Consider the following 17,949-nt stretch of genomic DNA (forward strand, 5'->3'; position numbering starts at 1 on the left):
CATCACGTCGAAGGCAGGCTCCCACTATCCTGCCGGTCCGTCGCATAAAATTTTTCAAAATGCGCCCAGACGCCGTCATCGCCATCCCAGCTGCCGCGGCTGGCGCCCTTGGAATATTCCGTGGCGCGCTGCTCGAAGAAATTGGCATGTTCGACGCCGTTGAGGATTTCGACCAGCCAGGGCAGGGGATGCGGTTTTAGCTGCTGATAGCCGCTTTCGCTTTTGGCGAAATAGCCGAAGACAGGCGTCAGCTTCAATTGGCTCAAGCGCCAGTCGGCGATATAGCGAACATAGGCGGAGATATCTTCCGGCGTCATGCCCTCGATCTTGCCCAGGCCGAAAGCCAATTCGACGAAGCGCTCTTCCAATGTGACCATGGTCCGGGCGACATCGATGATATCGTCGCGCACTGCGGGGGTGACCGCTCCCGTCTCGCGGTTCCATTCATGGAATAGGCGGATGACGCCTTCGCAATGCAGGCTCTCGTCACGCACGGACCAGGACACGATCTGGCCCATGCCGTTCATCTTGTTATGGCGCGGGAAGTTGAGCAGCATAGCGAAACTGGCAAACAGCGCCATGCCTTCAGTAAAGGCGCCGAACATCGCCAAGGTGCGGGCGACATCTGCCACCGTGCCGACGCCGAAGGTGTGCATGTAATCCGCTTTGGCACGCATCTGCTCATAATCGCGGAAGGCAGCAAATTCGGCTTGCGGCATGCCGAGCGTTTTCAGCAGCAAGGCATAAGCATCGATATGCACCGTCTCCATATTGGAGAAGGCGGCCATCATCATCTGCACTTCCAGTGGCTGGAAGATCGGGATGTAGCGCTTCAGGTAATTGTCGCTGACCTCGACATCGGATTGCGTGAAGAAGCGAAAAATCTGGGTCAGCAGGCTGCGTTCCGTGTCTGTTACGCGATCCGATGCCCAGTCCTTGATATCGCCGCCGAGGGGAACTTCCTCCCCCATCCAATGAATCTGCTGCTGACGCTTCCAGAAGTCATACGCCCACGGATAGCGTTCGACATCATAGGTGCCGGTTGCATTGAGAAGGCCGATCGTTCCCTTGCCGATCAGGCTGCGCGGATCGGTCTTGCCATCGATTACTGACATGCCAGGCACTCCTCGTAATCGGCCCGCTCCGGTGTGGTCAAAGCGATGCCTTCGTTCTTTTTCTCCAATTGGCCAGCGAAAGCGGCGCGCTGCAGCGATTTGGAGCGGCAGTAATAGAGGCTCTTTACGCCGCGCTTCCAGGCCGTCCAATGCAGCATATGGAGATCCCATTTATCGATATTGGCCGGCAGATAGATGTTAAGCGACTGGCTCTGGCAAATATAAGGCGCGCGGTCGGCGGCGAGATCGATGATCCATCGCTGATCGATCTCGAAGGCCGTACGGAAGACGGCCTTTTCATCTTCCGACAGGCATTCCAGATGCTGGACCGAGCCTTCATGCTCGATGATGGACTGCCAGATTTCCGGCACGTCGAGATCCTTCTCTGCCAGCAATTTGGCGAGATGCGGATTACGCACGACGAAGGCGCCGCTCAAGGTCTTATGGGTATAGATATTGGCCGGGATCGGCTCGACGCAGGCGCTGGTGCCACCGCAGATGATGCTGATCGATGCGGTCGGTGCGATGGCCAGTTTATGGCTGAAGCGGGCGGACATGCCGCGTTCGAGCGCATCGGGGCAGGGGCCGCGTTCTTCTGCAAGCGAGACGGAGGCGGCATCGGCGGCCCGCCGGATCTTGTTGAAGATGCGGAAGTTCATCGACTTTGCGAGCGCGCTTTCGAAGGGGATGCCATTGGCCTGCAGATATGAGTGGAAACCCATGACGCCGAGTCCGACCGAGCGTTCGCGCATCGCCGAATAGCGGGCGCGGGACATAGTGTCCGGTGCGACATCGATGAAATGGGTCAGCACATTGTCGAGGAAGCGCAAGACATCCTCGATGAAGCCCGGCTTTTCGCTCCATTGATCCCAGGTCTCGATATTGAGCGAGGCGAGACAGCAGACGGCAGTGCGTTCCTCGTCGCGGTGATCCTTGCCGGTCGGCAGTGTGATCTCGCTGCAAAGATTGGAGGTCGAGACCTTGAGGCCCAATTCACGCTGATGCTTGGGCAGCGCGCGATTGACCGCATCAATGAAGAGGAGATAGGGCTCGCCGGTCTGGAGGCGAGTTTCCAGAATGCGCTGCCACAATTGGCGCGCATCGACATGGCGCATGGTTTCGCCGGTTTTTGGGCTGATCAGGGCAAAGGACTTTCCGTCGCGAACTGCTTCCATGAAAGCGTCGGTCACATTGATGCCGTGATGCAGATTGAGGCCCTTGCGGTTGAAATCACCGCTGGCTTTGCGGATCTCCAGGAATTCCTCGATCTCCGGATGGTGGATATCAAGGTAGACGGCGGCAGAGCCACGCCGCAGCGATCCCTGGCTGATGGCCAGGGTCAACCCGTCCATCACGTGAATGAAGGGAATGATACCCGAGGTCTCGCCACTGCCTTTGACGGCTTCGCCAATTGAACGGACTTGGCCCCAATAAGTGCCGATGCCGCCACCACTGGAGGCGAGTGCTACGTTCTCATTCCAGGTCCGGACGATGCCGTCCAGCGAATCCGGAACAGCATTGAGGAAGCAGGAGATCGGCAGGCCGCGCGTCGTACCGCCATTGGATAGAATGGGTGTTGCCGGCATGAACCACAGCTGCGAGACGGCATCATAGATGCGCTGGGCATGGGGAATGTCATCGGCAAAAGCGCAGGCGACACGCGCGAACATGTCCTGATAGCTTTCACCCGGCATCAGATAGCGATCGCGCAAGGTCGCCTTGCCAAAAGGCGTCAGCAAGTCGTCGCGTGACCGGTCAAGCTGAAGGTCTGACGGCTTGGGGGGCTGGGCCAGCGGAAAGGGAACCGGGGCGTGGCGCTGGCTGGGGCGCGGCGCCAGGGGCAGATCATTGAAAAGGGACGGCGGCATTTGCTGGGGCGTCTTCGCAGCGGCCGGTCTTGACGATGCCTGGCTGGCGCGCGGCTGACGCACCGGTTCCGGGACGAGATGACCGTCGAGATCGAAGTCAAAGGCGAGCAAGGACGACATCGGTAGCCTCTTCTTGTTCTGCAATCGGGAGGCTGACCGGAGAGTCGCATGCGAAAGGCGTACCGAAAGGCAACACCTGCAAGCGGCCACAGGACACCCCGCCCCGGGGACGAAACATCGTTCACGGCAGGTCTCCTGGCTCGCGGGTTCTGGCCTTCGTCCCGCCTTCCCAATGCCATTGGCCGATAGCCCAAGGCATCAGTGGCTGATTTGGACGACAGCTCGCCGCTTACAGTTGCGGGGGCAGCGCCGGATTCGTCATCGCCGACTTACCGGTCTTCCCTCTTAGCTCTAGATGTAGATTTCCAGAGAACCGTGTTCTCAAGATGTAGCAGAGAGACTGGATGGATTTCAATCGAATTGTTGGCCATCAAGTGTTCAGGCCGCCCGCTCCAAGGCCGGCTGGATACCCAAAGCATGGCAAATCGCCAGGGTCAAAGTCGGGCGGTTCAAAGTATAGAAATGAAAGTTTTGCACGCCTTCTGCGATCAACCTTTCGCACATAGAGACGGCAAGGCTGGCCGCGACCTGCCCCCGTGCATCCGACTCGTTTTCCAGCCCGTCGAAGCGGTCGATGAGCCATTTGGGTATGCTGGCGCCGCATCGCCGGGCGAAACCGGCGGCCTTGTTGAAATCGAGGATCGGCAGGATACCCGGAACCAGGGGATGGTGGATGCCGATGGCGGCAGCGGCATCCCGAAAGCGGAGAAAGACCTCCGGCTCGAAAAAGAATTGCGAGATTGCCCTTATGGCGCCGGCATTCAACTTCTGCTTCAGATTGAAGAGGTCGGCCAGCCGGTCGTGCGACTCCGGATGGATTTCAGGATAGCAACCGACCGAAATTTCGAAATCGGCTAGGTCGCGCAGCGCTGCGACCAATTCGGCGGCATACTTGTATCCCGCCGGATGAGGGTGAAAGGGCGTGCCGGCTTCGGCCATGTCGCCGCGCAAGGCAACGATGTGTCGGATACCCTCGGCCCACCAATGACGTGCGATGTCGAGAGTCTCGTTACGCGACAGGGCAACACAGGTAAGATGCGCCGCCGGGGTCAAAGAAGTCTGTCGCTGGACATGTGCCAACGCGATGTCGCTGCCCCGCCTTGCGCTGCCGCCGGCGCCGTAGGTTACGGAACAGAAACGGGGTTGCAGCTTCTTCAGGCGGGTGAGCGTCTGGTCGAACTGATTCCATCCGGCGGCGTCACGCGGTGGAAATATCTCGATGGAAAAGGTGACCGCTTTGTTCATGCACTCCTCCCTTTCGGTGCAGCGGTTTTGGTGGTTTTCGCGTTCCGCTTCCTGGGCGATGCTGGAGCGCTTGCGATCGCATCATTTGCCGGGCGCCGGGCGGACCATAGCACGACGGTCAGTTCGCCACCGGTCAGATGACGAGGGCGGCTTGGTACCAGCCCTGCCTTGCGATACCAGTCCGCAATCTGGCTATCGCCGAAGCCAAGCCAGCGATGCGCCTGTTCTTCTCGCAACGCCACGAGCTCGTGGGTGGCGAAATCGACGACGACCAGTTGGCCGCCGGGCCGCAAGACCCGCGCGGCCTCGCCCAGCACCGCATCCGGCCGGTCAGCAAAATGCAGCACCATATTCAAGGTAACGGCGTCGAAGCTCTCTTTATCGAAGGGGAGGGTCATCATATCGGCCTGCCGGACCTGACAGTGCCGATGGCCGGCACGAAAGAGATTGTGCCTAGCCACCTGGAGCATCTCGCGCGAGCGGTCGATGCCGATCGCGGCCGGCACTTGAGCGGCCAGCAGCAGCAGCACATGGCCGGCGCCGGTGCCGATATCGAGCAGGCTAGCGATCGGCCTTCCCGAGAGCGCGGCCATCAGCTCCTTGTCGACGCGTTCCTGATCGGTATGGAGAGCCCTGATATGCTCCCAGTCGCCGGCATGTTGGCGAAAGTAATCAGCAACGCGCGTTGCCCAGCCTTCGGAGATCGATTCCAGACGCTCTAGGTCCATTGAATGGCGGCGATCTTCGGGCGGCAACAAATCGACGATCAGCCGGGCGATCTCACTGCCAGCCCCCCCTTCGGGCAAGCGATACCAGGCCCAGGGGCCTTCCTGATTCCGCTGCAGGAGATTGGCTTCGACCAGCAGTTTCAAATGCCGGGAGATGCGTGGCTGGGACTGGCCCAGAACGTCACAGAGGTCGCTGACTGTCAGTTCGGCATGCGCGCAAAGCCCCAGTATCCGCAGCCGCGTGGGCTCCGCTGCCGCTCGCAACCCTTTGAGAATGTCGTCCATTCAGCCTCCCGTCACGATCATATGCATCATCATATAAAGATATCTTTATGTCATTATGTATTTTCACCTTGACTTGAAGGTGGGTTGACGTAGCATGGGTTTGTCCACGGTTCCTCGGACATTGATGCCGAGGCTAAGAGGGAATCCGGAAAACCGGAGCTGCCCAGCAACTGTAAGCGATGAGCTGCTTTGATCGGTCGATGCCACCGATGGCCCGATGGGCATTGGGAAGGCGGACTCGGGGAAAAATGATCAGCAGCGTTGAGTCGTCAGCCAGGAGACCTGCCGTGCACGAGACGTTGCCGGGCGGGGTGTCCCGGTAAGTCGCTTTGTGATGGCAGGCGCTTCGCCTGCGCCGATCGTTTCATGCGTCTGCACGGCCCATGCTTCCAATTTGTTGGAGGGCGCCGATGTTCATCAGCGGATCAACGAACCGATTTTCGAATGGCCGGCCGGCCTCGATGCCGCCACCTTAGCGTGCCGACCGATATATCGGCCGCGTCGAATAGCTTTACTTCGCTCATTCATAGCTGCGACCGGTACGTCCCTTTGAAGCGGCGGTCGCGGAGGGAGTCCTCATGTCTATTCAAGTCGCTAATCTCGGTTTTCCCCGCATTGGCTTGCATCGCGAGCTCAAGACAGCACTTGAGAGCTATTGGTCCGGTAAAAGTGATGCCCAGGCTTTGCTGGATAGCGCGGCGCAATTGCGCGCGGCGCATTGGCAGCAGCAAAAGGCTTTAGGCGTCACGTATATCCCCAGCAATGATTTCTCGCTCTATGACCATGTGCTGGATGCCAGCGTGATGGTTGGGGCAATACCGGATATCTATGGCTGGGAAGGTGGCGATGTTCCGCTTGAGACCTATTTCGCGCTGGCGCGTGGATCCTCTGCTGTGCCGGCCTTGGAAATGACCAAATGGTTCGACACCAATTACCATTACATGGTCCCCGAATTGACGCGCGATCAGGCTTTCTGCCTGGCATCGACCAAGCCTCTGGACGAGTTTCTCGAAGCCAAGGCGCTTGGCATCGAAACGAGGCCGGTTCTGCTGGGGCCCGTGACATATCTTAAGTTGGCAAAGAGCAAGGAGCCGGGCTTCGATCCTTTGATCCTCCTGCCCGAGCTGCTGCCGGTTTATGCGGAAATCTTGCGCCATTTGGCCGTTGCGGGAGCGGACTGGGTGCAGATTGATGAGCCAGCCTTGGTTCTCGACCTCGACGACCGGTCGCGTACCGCTTTCCGCACGGCTTATGACCAGCTCACGGCGGTGGCGCCGAAACTCAAAATCATGCTGACCACTTATTTCGGCGGTCTTGACGACAATCTTTCCACCATCTTGCGCCTGCCCATAGCGGGTCTGCATCTCGATCTCGTCCGTGGACCCGAACAACTCGAGCTCGTCACGGCGATGGCTCCCGCCGATCTCGTCTTGTCGCTGGGGATCATCGACGGGCGCAATGTCTGGCGGAACGATCTAGAGGAGTGGGCCCAAAAGCTGCGTCCGGTGATCGAAGCGCGCGGCGCGGACAAGTTCATCCTCGCCCCGTCCTGTTCGCTTCTGCACGTGCCGATCGATCTCGACCTGGAACAAGACCTCGAAGCCGATGTGAAATCCTGGTTGGCTTTTGCCGTCCAGAAGCTGGGCGAACTGGGCGCACTGGCTCAAGTGCTGAGCGGCACGGGGGAGGGGGCGCAGGATAAACTGGCAGAAGCGGGGCGCGTCTTGGCGCTGCGCCGTGCTTCGCCTAAAACACGCAATCGCCAAGTGCGCGATCGCTTGGCCGATGTGACATCCGCGCAAAGACGGCGGTGGAGCGAGTTCGCTGACAGATGGCGACTCCAGCAGGCGCAATTATCCCTGCCGGCACTGCCGACCACGACAATCGGCTCTTTTCCGCAAACCGAAGCTGTCCGCAAGGCCAGGGCTTCCCATGCGCGCGGCCAGCTCTCCGATGCGGATTATGAGGCTTTCTTGCGTAAAGAGACCGAGGCGGCCATTCGCTGGCAGGAAGAAATCGGCCTCGACGTGCTGGTCCATGGTGAGTTCGAGCGCAATGACATGGTGCAATATTTCGGCGAGCAGTTGATAGGCTTCGCCTTTACCAAGCATGGCTGGGTGCAAAGCTATGGCTCGCGTTGCGTCCGTCCGCCGATCATCTTCGGCGATGTTGCGCGCCCGCAACCGATGACAGTGGCCTGGACGACCTATGCCCAGGCGCAAACCAAGCGGCCGGTCAAGGGCATGCTGACCGGTCCGATCACGATGCTGCAATGGTCCTTCGTTCGTGACGATTTGGGACGCGACGAAGTTTGCCGCCAGATTGCCTTGGCACTGCGCGACGAAGTTTGTGATCTGGAAGCCAATGGCATTGGCATCATCCAGGTGGACGAACCGGCCATCCGCGAAGGCCTGCCGCTTCGCCGTGCCGATTGGAATGCCTATCTCGACTGGGCCGTGGACTGTTTCCGTCTCGCCACGTCCGGGGTCGCCGACCGGACGCAAATCCACACGCATATGTGCTATTCAGAGTTCAACGACATTATCGATGCCATTGGCCGTATGGATGCTGACGTCATTTCGATCGAGACTGCGCGATCGAAGATGGAATTGCTGGAAGCCTTCACAAGCTATCACTATCCCAACCAGATCGGACCTGGCGTATATGACATCCATGCACCGCGTTGCCCGAGCCGTGAGGAGATCCTCGCTCTCCTGGCCAAGGCGGCGCAGCATTTGTCGGCCGATCAGCTCTGGGTCAATCCGGATTGCGGCTTGAAGACGCGAAGCTGGGAAGAGGTTCGGCCGGCTCTGGCCAACATGGTTGCGGCGGCCCGGCAATTCCGCGCAGAGAGCAAATTGACGGCGGCACAATAACCCGCTCCAAGCGTAACGATCCCCACCGCCAGCAGTATTCGCTGGCGGTTTTTTTTCATACGGCCGTGATATGAGTGAGGCGCCGATAGGGCGTCTTGATAATAAGGATTACAGAATGGCGGATCAAAATCCGGTCGAAACCTTACCAACATCCGAGCCTGCCTTGCGAGCGATTGCGATGCCGGCGGATACCAATCCGCAGGGCGACATTTTCGGTGGCTGGCTGTTGTCGCAAATGGATTTGGCCGGCAGCACGGCGGCGATCCGGCGGGCAAAGGGACGTGTCGCGACCGTGGCCGTGACCAGCATGACCTTTCGGCGCCCGGTTTTTGTCGGGGATGAGCTATCTTGCTACGCACAGGTAATGAAGGTCGGCAACACCTCGGTTACGGTTAAAATTGAAAGCTGGGTACGTCGTGGCATCGGCGATGACCCGATCAAGGTGACTGAGGGGATATTCACTTACGTAGCGATCGGTGTCGACCGGCGGCCGAAGGCCATTCCGGCCGAATAAACCAAGGGGGGGTGGGCGCCGCCGGGCTTGCCGCGTGGCGCCCGTATGGCTGTCATGAAACCGTTACAACCTTCCCTAGTTGACTCCTTTAATGCCCAGGCGTAGGAAACCAAAAGGATTACCGGTTCACCCCTGTGAAAAGCTGGGACGGAGCGGTGTCCCTCACGACTCCCGGAAAGAAGCGATGAAAGACGAACCACGAAGTCGATCTAGGTTGATCGAAACCGTCCGCGGGACGGCGTCGGTCGTGCTCGTCGCTCTGAAGCGGTTCTAACGCCGCTCTGATCGCCAGTCGACTGAGGCGCCCTTCCGCTCAAAATATGTTGAGGAGGGGGCCATGGTCCTGAATAAATTCCGCAACCGGGCGTTGGACGCCGCGCGCGATGGCGCCAGCGGCGAAGGCAACGCAGCACCCGCGACCGGCACCGAAACCTCGGTCGTCGCCGCACCCGTACCCGTCTGGATTGATATGCTGAGCCCGACGATGGAGGAGATCGCCGCCGTGGAGAAGAGCCTCGGCCTGGAAATCCCCACCCGGGAAGAAATGGAAGAGATCGAGCTGTCCAGCCGCCTTTATGAAGAAGAAGGCGTGCTCTTCATGACGGCACCGGTTCTCTTTAATTCTTCGACGGAGGCGCCGGCAACTTCGGCGGTTACCTTCATCCTGACGCGCACGACTTTGGTCACGTTGCGATATGTCAATCCCGTGCCGATCCAGGCCTTTGCCCGCCGAGCCGAGCGGGTATCCGGCTTGACGGCCAGCCCGGACATGGTGCTGCTTGGCATATTGGAGCAGGTGGTCGACCGGCTCGCCGATATCATGGAGGCGACGACGGCCAATCTGGAATCCGTCTCGCTGCGCGTCTTCCGCAAAGGGCGCCGTACCGGCGCGGCGGGCGAGGATTTCGAGGACATTTTGCGTCAGCTTGGCCGTGCGGCGGATCTCGCGACCAAGGCAAAGGAAAGTCTGCTGGGCCTGCACCGGCTGACCCTCTTTTTGTCCACCCAGTCACGGCTGAAGAAGAACCCGCAGGCCCGGCTGAAGACGCTGTCCCGCGATATCGCCTCCATCACCGAGCACGGCAATTTCCTGGCCAACAAGGTCACCTTCCTGCTCGACGCGACACTCGGCCTGATCAACATCGAACAGAACAACATCGTGAAGATTTTCACGGTGGCGTCGGTAGCCTTCCTGCCGCCGACCCTGATCGCCAGCATCTATGGCATGAATTTCAAGATTCTGCCGGAGCTGACCTGGAGCCTCGGCTACCCCTTCGCGATCGGGCTGATGATCATGTCGGCGGTCTTGCCCTTCTGGTATTTCCGTCGTCGCGGCTGGCTGTGACCTTCCGGTTGCGATGAGGCTTTGCCGGCTTCATTGCAACCGGATATGCCGGCACTGGCATTCATGGCTGAAACACCGCATGATGGCGGCGATGACAGCTATGTTGAGTAGCCAGTAAATGCATGACGACCAACCGGTAATCGGCACTTCCTTACCTATCGCCGATCAGCAGCGAAAAAAGGCGATCGAAGCCTACCAATTCCTGCCGCCTGTCGCTTTATGCGCCGGCGACCGGTTTCCGAACTTTTTTTTGCCAGATCAATCGGGCGCTGTGCGGTCCTTCATCGAGCGCGCAAAAGGCAATGCGATCGCGCTATTTTGCGATCCTGATGACGAATTGATCCGGCAGCTGACTGCTGCGGCAAAGGACTATGATGCGGCTGCCCTGGACCGCATGGCGATTTTGGGGGGATCTGAAGCTGATGTCGCCACTCGGGCTGAGCGGCTGGGTGCCGACTTCACCATTCTTGCCGACCCGGCTGGCAAGATCCGCCAGCAGCTACGCGAGATGACCGGCAAGGCCGGAAACAAGCCAGTCACCATTTTGCTCGATCGTCAGCAGCGCATTGTCGATCTCGCCGGTGATGGTGATCTTTCCGCCTGGTCATTACAACGTTGGCGTCGCGAGCCGGTGCCGGAAGAAGGACGCCGCCTCTCGAATTTCGCGCCAGTCTTGATCGTGCCCAATGTCTTGTCGCCCGAAGACTGTCGTGCCTTGATTGAGCGTTGGGAGGTGCTGGGGCATGAAGAGGGAACAGTGAATTCCCTTGTCGCCGGCGCCAAGGTCGAACGCGTGCATAAAGCGGTCAAAAGCCGGCGTGATCACCCGATCACCGATATGGCTGTATTGAGGTCGCTAATCGGCGTGATTGGCAGACGCCTCGCGCCTGAACTGGACCGGGCTTTCAATTTTACCCGGTTCAAGTTTGATCGCTTCATCATCACTTGCTATGACGCGGAGCGTAACGACTATTTCCGCCGCCACCGCGATAATCAGACGCCAAGCACCGAAGATCGGCGCTTTGCCCTGACGCTCAACCTCAATACTGACGACTACGACGGCGGCGAATTGATCTTCCCGGAATATGGCAATCATCTTTATAGCCCGCCCGCCGGGGGTGCCATTCTCTTTTCTTGTTCCTTGCTGCACGAAGCATTGCCAGTGACGCGCGGCCAGCGCTTTACCTTGCTGTCTTTCCTGCGCAATTAGCGAAAAGGTCGCATGGGTGCAGACTTGCCTGTGCGCCGGAGCATTGCCATCTAAGCGGGTAAGTGATCGAGGAGGGGAGATGCGGCGACGGGAGTTTCTCGCGGGAAGCCTCGGTATGGCGACGGTGCCGTTCGCGGGTTTGCCGGCAGCCTTGGCAGCCATGCCGGAGCCTCAATTTCCGCCGGATTTCACGTGGGGTGCTTCCACCTCCGCCTACCAGATCGAGGGCGCGGTTACGGCAGACGGACGTGGGCCCAGTATCTGGGATACGTTCTCCCATCAACCCGGACGCATCGTGACTGGCGAGAACGGTGATGTCGCTTGCGACCATTACCATCGCTATATCGAGGATGTTGCCCTGCTGGCCCAAGGAGGCTTCAAGGCGTATCGCTTCTCCGTTTCGTGGCCGCGGGTTCTGCCGCGTGGCAGAGGCACGATCAATCAGCGCGGATTGGATTTCTATGACAGGTTGGTAGATGCCCTTTTGGAGAAGGGCGTTGCGCCTTGGGTATGCCTCTATCATTGGGACCTGCCGCAGGGCTTGCAGGATCTCGGCGGTTGGACCAATCGTGCGATTGCCGATTGGTACGCGGATTATGCCAGGATCGTCGCGCATCGGCTGGGTGACCGGGTCCCGCATTGGGCCATGTTCAACGAACCCAATGTGCACGCCATTTTCGGACATGCAATCGGCAGCCATGCGCCGGGGCTAACCGGTTGGAACAACTATTTGGCTGCCCAACATCATCAGAATGTGGCCCAGGGCAAGGGCATTGGCGCCTTGCGGTCGGAACGGTCGTCCTTGCGGTTGGGAACCGTCATTTCGCTTCAACCGGTCCGGGCTGCCTCGACCCGGCCGGCAGATGAAGAAGCCGCGCGCCGTTTCGATGCGCTCTGGAACCGGGCCAATCTCGATCCGCTGATCTTGGGACAATATCCGGGAGGCCTTGCCGAGGCCTTTGCGCCTTTGATTAAAGACGACGATCTGGCCATGATCCATCAGCCGCTCGATTTCCTTGGCATCAACTATTACAGCCGTGCCCATGTGGTCGACGATCCCAATAGCATTCTCGATCGCGCGAATTTCGGTCCTTTACCGGCAGGCACGGAAACCACGGCCATGGGCTGGCCGGTGGAACCGGCTGGCCTGTTTGAAATCCTGACTGACCTTAAAGGCCATTACGGCAACCCGCCGGTCTATGTCATGGAAAACGGTGCCTGCTATATCGACCCGAAGCCGCAAAACAATCAGGTCGATGATCCACGGCGTGTGAGCTTTTTGCATCGGCATCTGCTGGCGGCGCAGGAAGCCATGCAGCAGGGCTGCCAATTAAAAGGGTTCTTCGCCTGGTCACTGCTCGACAATTTCGAATGGGCGGAGGGAACGCGACGCCGCTTCGGCCTGGTCTATGTGGATTTCGCGACCCAGGAACGACTGCCGAAAGCGTCCTATCACTGGTTGTCCCGGGTGATGGCGAGCAATGGGTGAGGTTATCAGGCTTGGAAGAATCGGTATTCCGTGACCTGACGGTAAGTTTCGCCGGGCCTCAGAATGACATTGCCAAAATTCGGTTGATTGATGGCATCGGGAAAACGCTGTGCCTCCAGGCATAAGCCGGCATTCGGACCATAGATCTCGCCGTTGAGACCTGGCACCGGAACATTCAATTTGCCCGCATCGTAAAACTGCAGTCCGGGCTCGGTAGACCACACTTCCAGGCAGATGCCTGTCGCGGGGCCGGTGAGGCGTGCGGCCAGGCGCGGCTCTGCCGACGGCGCCCGGCCAATGACGAAATTGTGGTCATAGGCAAAGCGCCCGCTTGCGGTGGAATGCAGGACGGGCCGTTCTTTCCGGAAGTCCAAGGGGGTGTTCTCGACCGTGGCGATTTCGCCGGTCGGGATCAGGCGTTCATCCGCCGGCGTATAATAGCTCGCCGGGATCTCCAGCAGGTGGCCGAGCGTGTCCCCCGTCCCCTCCAGGTTGAAGTAGCTATGGCCCGCGAGATTAAGGATCGTCGGGCGGTCAGTCCGGCCTTCAAGCGTGATGACGAGGCGGCGGTCGGCGAGTTGATACCGGCAGGTCACCTCCACCTGCCCCGGATAGCCCTCGGCGCCGTCCGGCGATCGAAGCCGCAGCGACACCATATCCGTTGCCATCTCATCGATCTGCCAGGCTTGATGGGCGAAGCCTTGCAGGCCTCCGTGCAGATGGGTGCGGCCACCCTCATTCAAACTCAATTGGTAGGTGACACCATCCAGATCGAACCGGCCATGGGCAATGCGGTTGGCGCAACGACCCACCAGGGCACCAAAATAGGGAGAATGGGCTAGATAGTGTTCCAGGCAGTTGAAACCCAGGACGACAGAATGTGATCCGTCGAGCACCAATTTCTGGATGACGGCGCCCCAGGAAATGATCGATGCTGAAATTCCGTCCGCTTGGATATCGATTTCTTGGATCCGCGTACCGTCCGGCAAGGTCCCAAATTTGCGGATTGCCATGCTTCACTGCCTCCGTGTACCGCGCTTCAACGATGCTGTGAAACTTGAGTATAAACATATAACGACTTGTTTTAAAAGAATTTTATTTCTACGCTTGAAGCTAATCGCCGGTAGGTCTCAATTTTGTAGAGGGGGTTGCACCTTCGTCGCAAAGCTTTCAAATGAGTCGCAACCCATGTAATAAGAAAGTCGCAACCAGACTGTTTAGGATACTCTCCATGGCTACAACCACGATTGGCGTTAAGATTGACGACGGCTTGCGGGCCCGTCTCAAGGAAGCGGCAGAACGTCAGGGACGCTCGCCTCATTGGTTGATCAAGCAATCCATTATCCTAACCCTGGAACGCCTAGAGCGCGGTGAAGATATCACCGGCGGGCCCGGTGATGATCGGGGCACTCTGGACGTGGTCGATGGACATGCAAACCCGCCAGAGGCCCAGCCGTTCCTGGAATTTGCCCAGACGGTGCAACCGCAAACGGTTCTTCGCGCCAAGATCACCTCGGCCTATCGCCGGCCGGAGCAAGAATGCCTGCCTTTCCTGGTGACTGAAGCGACCCTTCCGAAATCCGTCACCAATGCGGCCCAGACCCTGGCACGGCGTCTGGTCGAAGCGTTGCGGGAAAAAGGCCAGCGCGGTGGCGTCGAGGGGCTGATTCACGAATATGCTCTGTCGAGCCAGGAGGGCGTCGCCCTGATGTGCCTCGCCGAGGCCCTGCTGCGCATTCCGGACAAGGCCACACGCGATGCGCTCATTCGCGACAAGATCAGCGTCGGCGATTGGGAATCTCATGTGGGTCGCAGCCCCTCACTTTTCGTAAATGCCGCCACCTGGGGGCTCGTCGTCACGGGCCGCCTGACCTCCACGACGAGTGAATCTGGCCTTTCCGCAGCCTTGACGCGGCTGATCGGCCGTGGCGGTGAACCCCTGATCCGCAAGGGCGTCGATATCGCCATGCGGATGATGGGCGAACAATTCGTCACTGGTCAGACGATCTCCGAAGCGCTGGCCAACAGCCGGAGACTGGAGGGCCAGGGCTTCCGCTATTCCTATGACATGCTGGGAGAAGCGGCGGCAACGGCGGCCGACGCCGATCGCTATTACCGGGATTACGAGCAAGCCATCCATGCCATCGGCAAGGCATCGGGGCGGCGCGGTATCTATGAAGGACCGGGCATCTCCATCAAGCTCTCGGCGCTGCATCCCCGTTATTCCCGCCTGCAATATGACCGCGTGATCTCGGAATTGCTGCCGCGCCTGAAGGCGCTCGCCATCCTGGCGCGCAGCTATGATATCGGCCTGAATATCGATGCCGAAGAAGCCGAGCGCCTGGAAATCTCACTGGACCTGCTGGAAGCCTTGTGTTTCGCGCCTGAACTGGCTGGCTGGAACGGCATCGGCTTCGTCGTCCAGGCCTATCAGAAGCGTGCGCCTTTCGTGCTCGATTACATTATCGACTTGGCGCGGCGCAGCGGACATCGCTTGATGGTACGTCTGGTGAAGGGCGCATATTGGGATAGCGAAATCAAGCGGGCCCAGGTGGACGGGTTGGAAGGTTTCCCCGTCTATACAAAAAAGGTGCACACCGATGTTTCCTACATTGCCTGTGCGCGCAAACTGCTAACGGCGCCCGATGCGGTCTTCCCGCAATTCGCCACGCATAATGCACAGACCTTGGCCACGATCTATGCCTTGGCCGGGGAAAACTTCTATGTCGGCCAATATGAATTCCAATGCCTGCATGGCATGGGGGAGCCGCTTTACGAAGAAGTCGTCGGCCGCGAGAAGCTCAATCGACCGTGCCGTATCTATGCGCCGGTCGGCACGCACGAGACCCTGCTGGCTTATCTGGTGCGCCGATTGCTGGAAAACGGTGCGAACACCTCTTTCGTCAACCGCATCGGCGATGCCAATATCCGCATCGACGATCTGATTGCCGATCCGGTCGAGCTGGTGCGGGCTTCTCAGCCGATCGGTGCGCCCCATGCCATGATCGCACTTCCGCGCGATCTCTTCGGCGATAAGCGGCCGAATTCCGCCGGGCTGGATCTTTCGAACGAACAACGTCTGGCCTCTCTTTCGGCCGCCTTGTTGTCCGGTGCTGACAGCTCCTGGCGTGCGGCGCCATTGCTGGGGGATGGCCCGCAGGACGGCACGCCGCGCGAGGTCAGAAACCCGGCCAACCATCGCGACCTGGTCGGGCAGGTGATTGACGCGACGCCGGAACAGATCGATGCGGCCATGGCCCACGCAATGGCTGCAGCGCCGATCTGGCAAGCCACGCTCCCGGAAGATCGGGCTGCATGCCTGCTGCGTGCGGCGGACCTGATGGAAGCGCGGATGCCGATGCTGCTGGGCGTGATCGTTCGTGAAGCGGGAAAGTCCTTATCGAATGCGATTTCCGAAGTGCGAGAGGCGGTCGATTTCCTTCGTTATTACGCCGCTGAAGTCCGCGAGAAATTCTCCAATGACACGCATCGGCCGTTGGGACCCGTGGTCTGCATCAGCCCGTGGAATTTTCCCCTGGCGATCTTCACCGGCCAAGTCGCGGCGGCGCTGGCTGCCGGCAATCCGGTGCTGGCCAAGCCCGCGGAAGAAACACCGCTGATTGCGGCCCAAGCAGTACAAATCCTGCATGAAGCAGGGGTGCCGGCCGGGGCGGTACAACTCGTTCCCGGTGCGGGCGAGGTCGGTGCGGCGCTGGTTGGCGATGGACGGACACGGGGCGTCATGTTCACCGGCTCGACCGATGTCGCCCGCCTCATCCAGCGGCAATTGGCCAGCCGTCTCAGCCCTGACGGCAAGCCGATCCCGCTGATTGCCGAAACGGGTGGGCAGAACGCGATGATTGTCGATTCCTCGGCATTGCCGGAACAGGTGATCGCCGATGCGCTGACGTCAGCCTTCGATTCGGCAGGGCAACGTTGTTCGGCCTTGCGGGTGCTTTGCATCCAGGAAGACGTCGCCGACCGGGTGATGACCATGCTGAAAGGGGCGATGGCGGAACTGTCGGTCGGTAACCCAGACCGCCTGTCAACGGATGTGGGCCCTGTGATTACCCGGGAAGCGATGGACAACATCAACAAGCATATCGACACCATGCGGTCCAGCGGCCACAAGGTTCATCAGCTTGCGCTTCCTGAAAGCTGCAGCCTCGGTACCTTCGTGCCGCCGACGATCATTGAAATTGCGGATATCGGCGAATTGAAGCGCGAAGTGTTTGGCCCGGTGTTGCATGTGCTGCGGTATGAGCGCGATGGACTGGACGACTTGATCGCCGGTATCAATGCGACCGGCTATGCGCTGACCTTCGGTGTTCATACGCGTATTGACGAAAGCATCGCCAGGGTCACCGATAAGATCAGAGCCGGCAATATCTATGTGAACCGGAACATCATCGGTGCCGTGGTCGGGGTGCAGCCTTTTGGCGGGCAGAGCCTCTCCGGCACGGGACCGAAAGCGGGCGGGCCGCTTTATTTGCGCCGCTTGCTTGGGGCGCAACCGCCCCTTGACGGTCCGCTGACACGCGGTAAGTCGACCGATTTTGTCCGGCAATGGTCGGACTGGCTACGGCAGCAGGATAAAGCAACCGAGGCGGCGGTCAGTGAACATTATGCCAGCTTGACGCCACTGGACGCCGTGCTTGATTTCCCCGGGCCGGTGGGCGAGCGGAACGTCTATGGCCTGACGCCGCGCGGTACGGTGCTCTGCATGGCGCAGAGCGAGTCAGGATTGCTGAGGCAGATCAGCGCTGCCCTTGCAACTGGCAACCGCGTCCTGATTTCCGCGCCGGATGATGTTCAAAGGGTGCTTGGCAACTTGCCGCAAGCCCTGCGTGCCCGGATGGGACGGTTATCCGACCTCGCCACGGATGAATTCGATGTCGTGCTCTTCGAGGGTGATAGCGATACGCTTCACAGCGTCAGCCAGGAAATCGCACAGAAATCCGGGCAGATCGTGCCGGTTTACGGCATAAGCCGCGAAGCGCTGGCGGCCGAAACCGAGGATTACGGGCTGGAATGGCTTGTACACGAACACTCAGTCAGTACTAACACCGCTGCCGCAGGCGGCAATGCCAGCCTCATGACGATCGGTTGATCGGAGAGATAGGCGCAATTTTCTGAGCGGTTCCAGCGATGGAA

The 17,949-nt window shown here is 59.5% G+C and carries 11 protein-coding genes and 2 riboswitches; of the genes, 6 read left to right on the forward strand and 5 right to left on the reverse strand.

Features of this window, described 5'->3' with window-relative positions; all coding sequences use genetic code 11:
* Window positions 1-2: 2 nt before the first annotated feature.
* The 4 genes from SMD27_RS07755 to SMD27_RS07770 all read right to left on the reverse strand — a co-directional run bounded on the left by SMD27_RS07755 (window position 3) and on the right by SMD27_RS07770 (window position 5,361).
* A complete protein-coding gene (locus tag SMD27_RS07755; RefSeq protein ID WP_320507797.1) occupies window positions 3-1,115 on the reverse strand; it encodes a ribonucleotide-diphosphate reductase subunit beta in 1,113 nt (370 codons plus the stop codon).
* Complete coding sequence (locus tag SMD27_RS07760) at window positions 1,106-3,103, reverse strand: ribonucleoside-diphosphate reductase subunit alpha (protein ID WP_452094319.1); 1,998 nt, start codon at window positions 3,101-3,103, stop codon at window positions 1,106-1,108. Before SMD27_RS07760 ends, SMD27_RS07755 begins: the two co-directional genes overlap by 10 nt.
* 108 nt (window positions 3,104-3,211) lie before the next feature.
* Window positions 3,212-3,436, reverse strand: a riboswitch (cobalamin riboswitch).
* Window positions 3,437-3,481: 45 nt separating this feature from the next.
* The gene (metF, locus tag SMD27_RS07765) at window positions 3,482-4,348 is read right to left on the reverse strand and encodes a methylenetetrahydrofolate reductase [NAD(P)H] (RefSeq protein WP_320507798.1); all 867 of its coding nucleotides are present in this window, start codon (window positions 4,346-4,348) and stop codon (window positions 3,482-3,484) included.
* The gene (locus tag SMD27_RS07770) at window positions 4,345-5,361 is read right to left on the reverse strand and encodes an ArsR/SmtB family transcription factor (RefSeq protein ID WP_320507799.1); all 1,017 of its coding nucleotides are present in this window, start codon (window positions 5,359-5,361) and stop codon (window positions 4,345-4,347) included. Before SMD27_RS07770 ends, metF begins: the two co-directional genes overlap by 4 nt.
* A gap of 90 nt (window positions 5,362-5,451) precedes the next feature.
* Window positions 5,452-5,665: riboswitch (cobalamin riboswitch) on the forward strand.
* Window positions 5,666-5,939: 274 nt separating this feature from the next.
* Here SMD27_RS07770 and metE point away from each other — a divergent pair.
* From metE to SMD27_RS07795, 5 genes are all read left to right on the forward strand, one after another.
* Entirely contained in the window at window positions 5,940-8,237 is a 2,298-nt protein-coding gene (metE, locus tag SMD27_RS07775) for a 5-methyltetrahydropteroyltriglutamate--homocysteine S-methyltransferase (protein ID WP_320507800.1), read from the forward strand.
* A 115-nt stretch (window positions 8,238-8,352) separates the two neighbouring features.
* Entirely contained in the window at window positions 8,353-8,751 is a 399-nt protein-coding gene (locus SMD27_RS07780) for an acyl-CoA thioesterase (RefSeq protein WP_320507801.1), read from the forward strand.
* 337 nt (window positions 8,752-9,088) lie between these two features.
* The gene (locus SMD27_RS07785; protein WP_320507802.1) at window positions 9,089-10,096 is read left to right on the forward strand and encodes a magnesium transporter CorA family protein; all 1,008 of its coding nucleotides are present in this window, start codon (window positions 9,089-9,091) and stop codon (window positions 10,094-10,096) included.
* A gap of 118 nt (window positions 10,097-10,214) precedes the next feature.
* Window positions 10,215-11,306 (forward strand): 2OG-Fe(II) oxygenase, encoded by a 1,092-nt coding sequence (locus tag SMD27_RS07790; protein ID WP_320507803.1) that lies wholly within the window; start codon window positions 10,215-10,217, stop codon window positions 11,304-11,306.
* A 79-nt stretch (window positions 11,307-11,385) separates the two neighbouring features.
* The gene (locus SMD27_RS07795) at window positions 11,386-12,795 is read left to right on the forward strand and encodes a GH1 family beta-glucosidase (protein ID WP_320507804.1); all 1,410 of its coding nucleotides are present in this window, start codon (window positions 11,386-11,388) and stop codon (window positions 12,793-12,795) included.
* Window positions 12,796-12,800: 5 nt separating this feature from the next.
* On the opposite strand, the gene SMD27_RS07800 is transcribed toward SMD27_RS07795, so the two are convergent.
* Window positions 12,801-13,808, reverse strand: a complete 1,008-nt coding sequence (locus SMD27_RS07800; RefSeq protein WP_320507805.1) for an aldose epimerase family protein — start codon at window positions 13,806-13,808, stop codon at window positions 12,801-12,803.
* Window positions 13,809-14,026: 218 nt separating this feature from the next.
* Between SMD27_RS07800 and putA the strand changes: the two genes are divergently transcribed.
* Window positions 14,027-17,905: a trifunctional transcriptional regulator/proline dehydrogenase/L-glutamate gamma-semialdehyde dehydrogenase gene (gene putA, locus SMD27_RS07805; RefSeq protein WP_320507806.1), complete on the forward strand. Its 3,879-nt coding sequence runs from the start codon at window positions 14,027-14,029 to the stop codon at window positions 17,903-17,905.
* The last annotated feature ends 44 nt before the right edge of the window (window positions 17,906-17,949 follow it).

The sequence above is a fragment of the Dongia soli genome (assembly GCF_034044715.1).
Taxonomy (GTDB): domain Bacteria; phylum Pseudomonadota; class Alphaproteobacteria; order Dongiales; family Dongiaceae; genus Dongia_B; species Dongia_B soli.

Coding starts and splice junctions, on each gene's coding strand:
- SMD27_RS07755 (WP_320507797.1), bottom strand. CDS start 1,115: ATGTCAGTAATCGATGGCAAGACCGATCCGCGCAGCCTGATCGGCAAG.
- SMD27_RS07785 (WP_320507802.1), top strand. CDS start 9,089: ATGGTCCTGAATAAATTCCGCAACCGGGCGTTGGACGCCGCGCGCGAT.
- SMD27_RS07760 (WP_452094319.1), bottom strand. CDS start 3,103: ATGTCGTCCTTGCTCGCCTTTGACTTCGATCTCGACGGTCATCTCGTC.
- SMD27_RS07800 (WP_320507805.1), bottom strand. CDS start 13,808: ATGGCAATCCGCAAATTTGGGACCTTGCCGGACGGTACGCGGATCCAA.
- SMD27_RS07780 (WP_320507801.1), top strand. CDS start 8,353: ATGGCGGATCAAAATCCGGTCGAAACCTTACCAACATCCGAGCCTGCC.
- metF (WP_320507798.1), bottom strand. CDS start 4,348: ATGAACAAAGCGGTCACCTTTTCCATCGAGATATTTCCACCGCGTGAC.
- SMD27_RS07770 (WP_320507799.1), bottom strand. CDS start 5,361: ATGGACGACATTCTCAAAGGGTTGCGAGCGGCAGCGGAGCCCACGCGG.
- putA (WP_320507806.1), top strand. CDS start 14,027: ATGGCTACAACCACGATTGGCGTTAAGATTGACGACGGCTTGCGGGCC.
- SMD27_RS07790 (WP_320507803.1), top strand. CDS start 10,215: ATGCATGACGACCAACCGGTAATCGGCACTTCCTTACCTATCGCCGAT.
- metE (WP_320507800.1), top strand. CDS start 5,940: ATGTCTATTCAAGTCGCTAATCTCGGTTTTCCCCGCATTGGCTTGCAT.
- SMD27_RS07795 (WP_320507804.1), top strand. CDS start 11,386: ATGCGGCGACGGGAGTTTCTCGCGGGAAGCCTCGGTATGGCGACGGTG.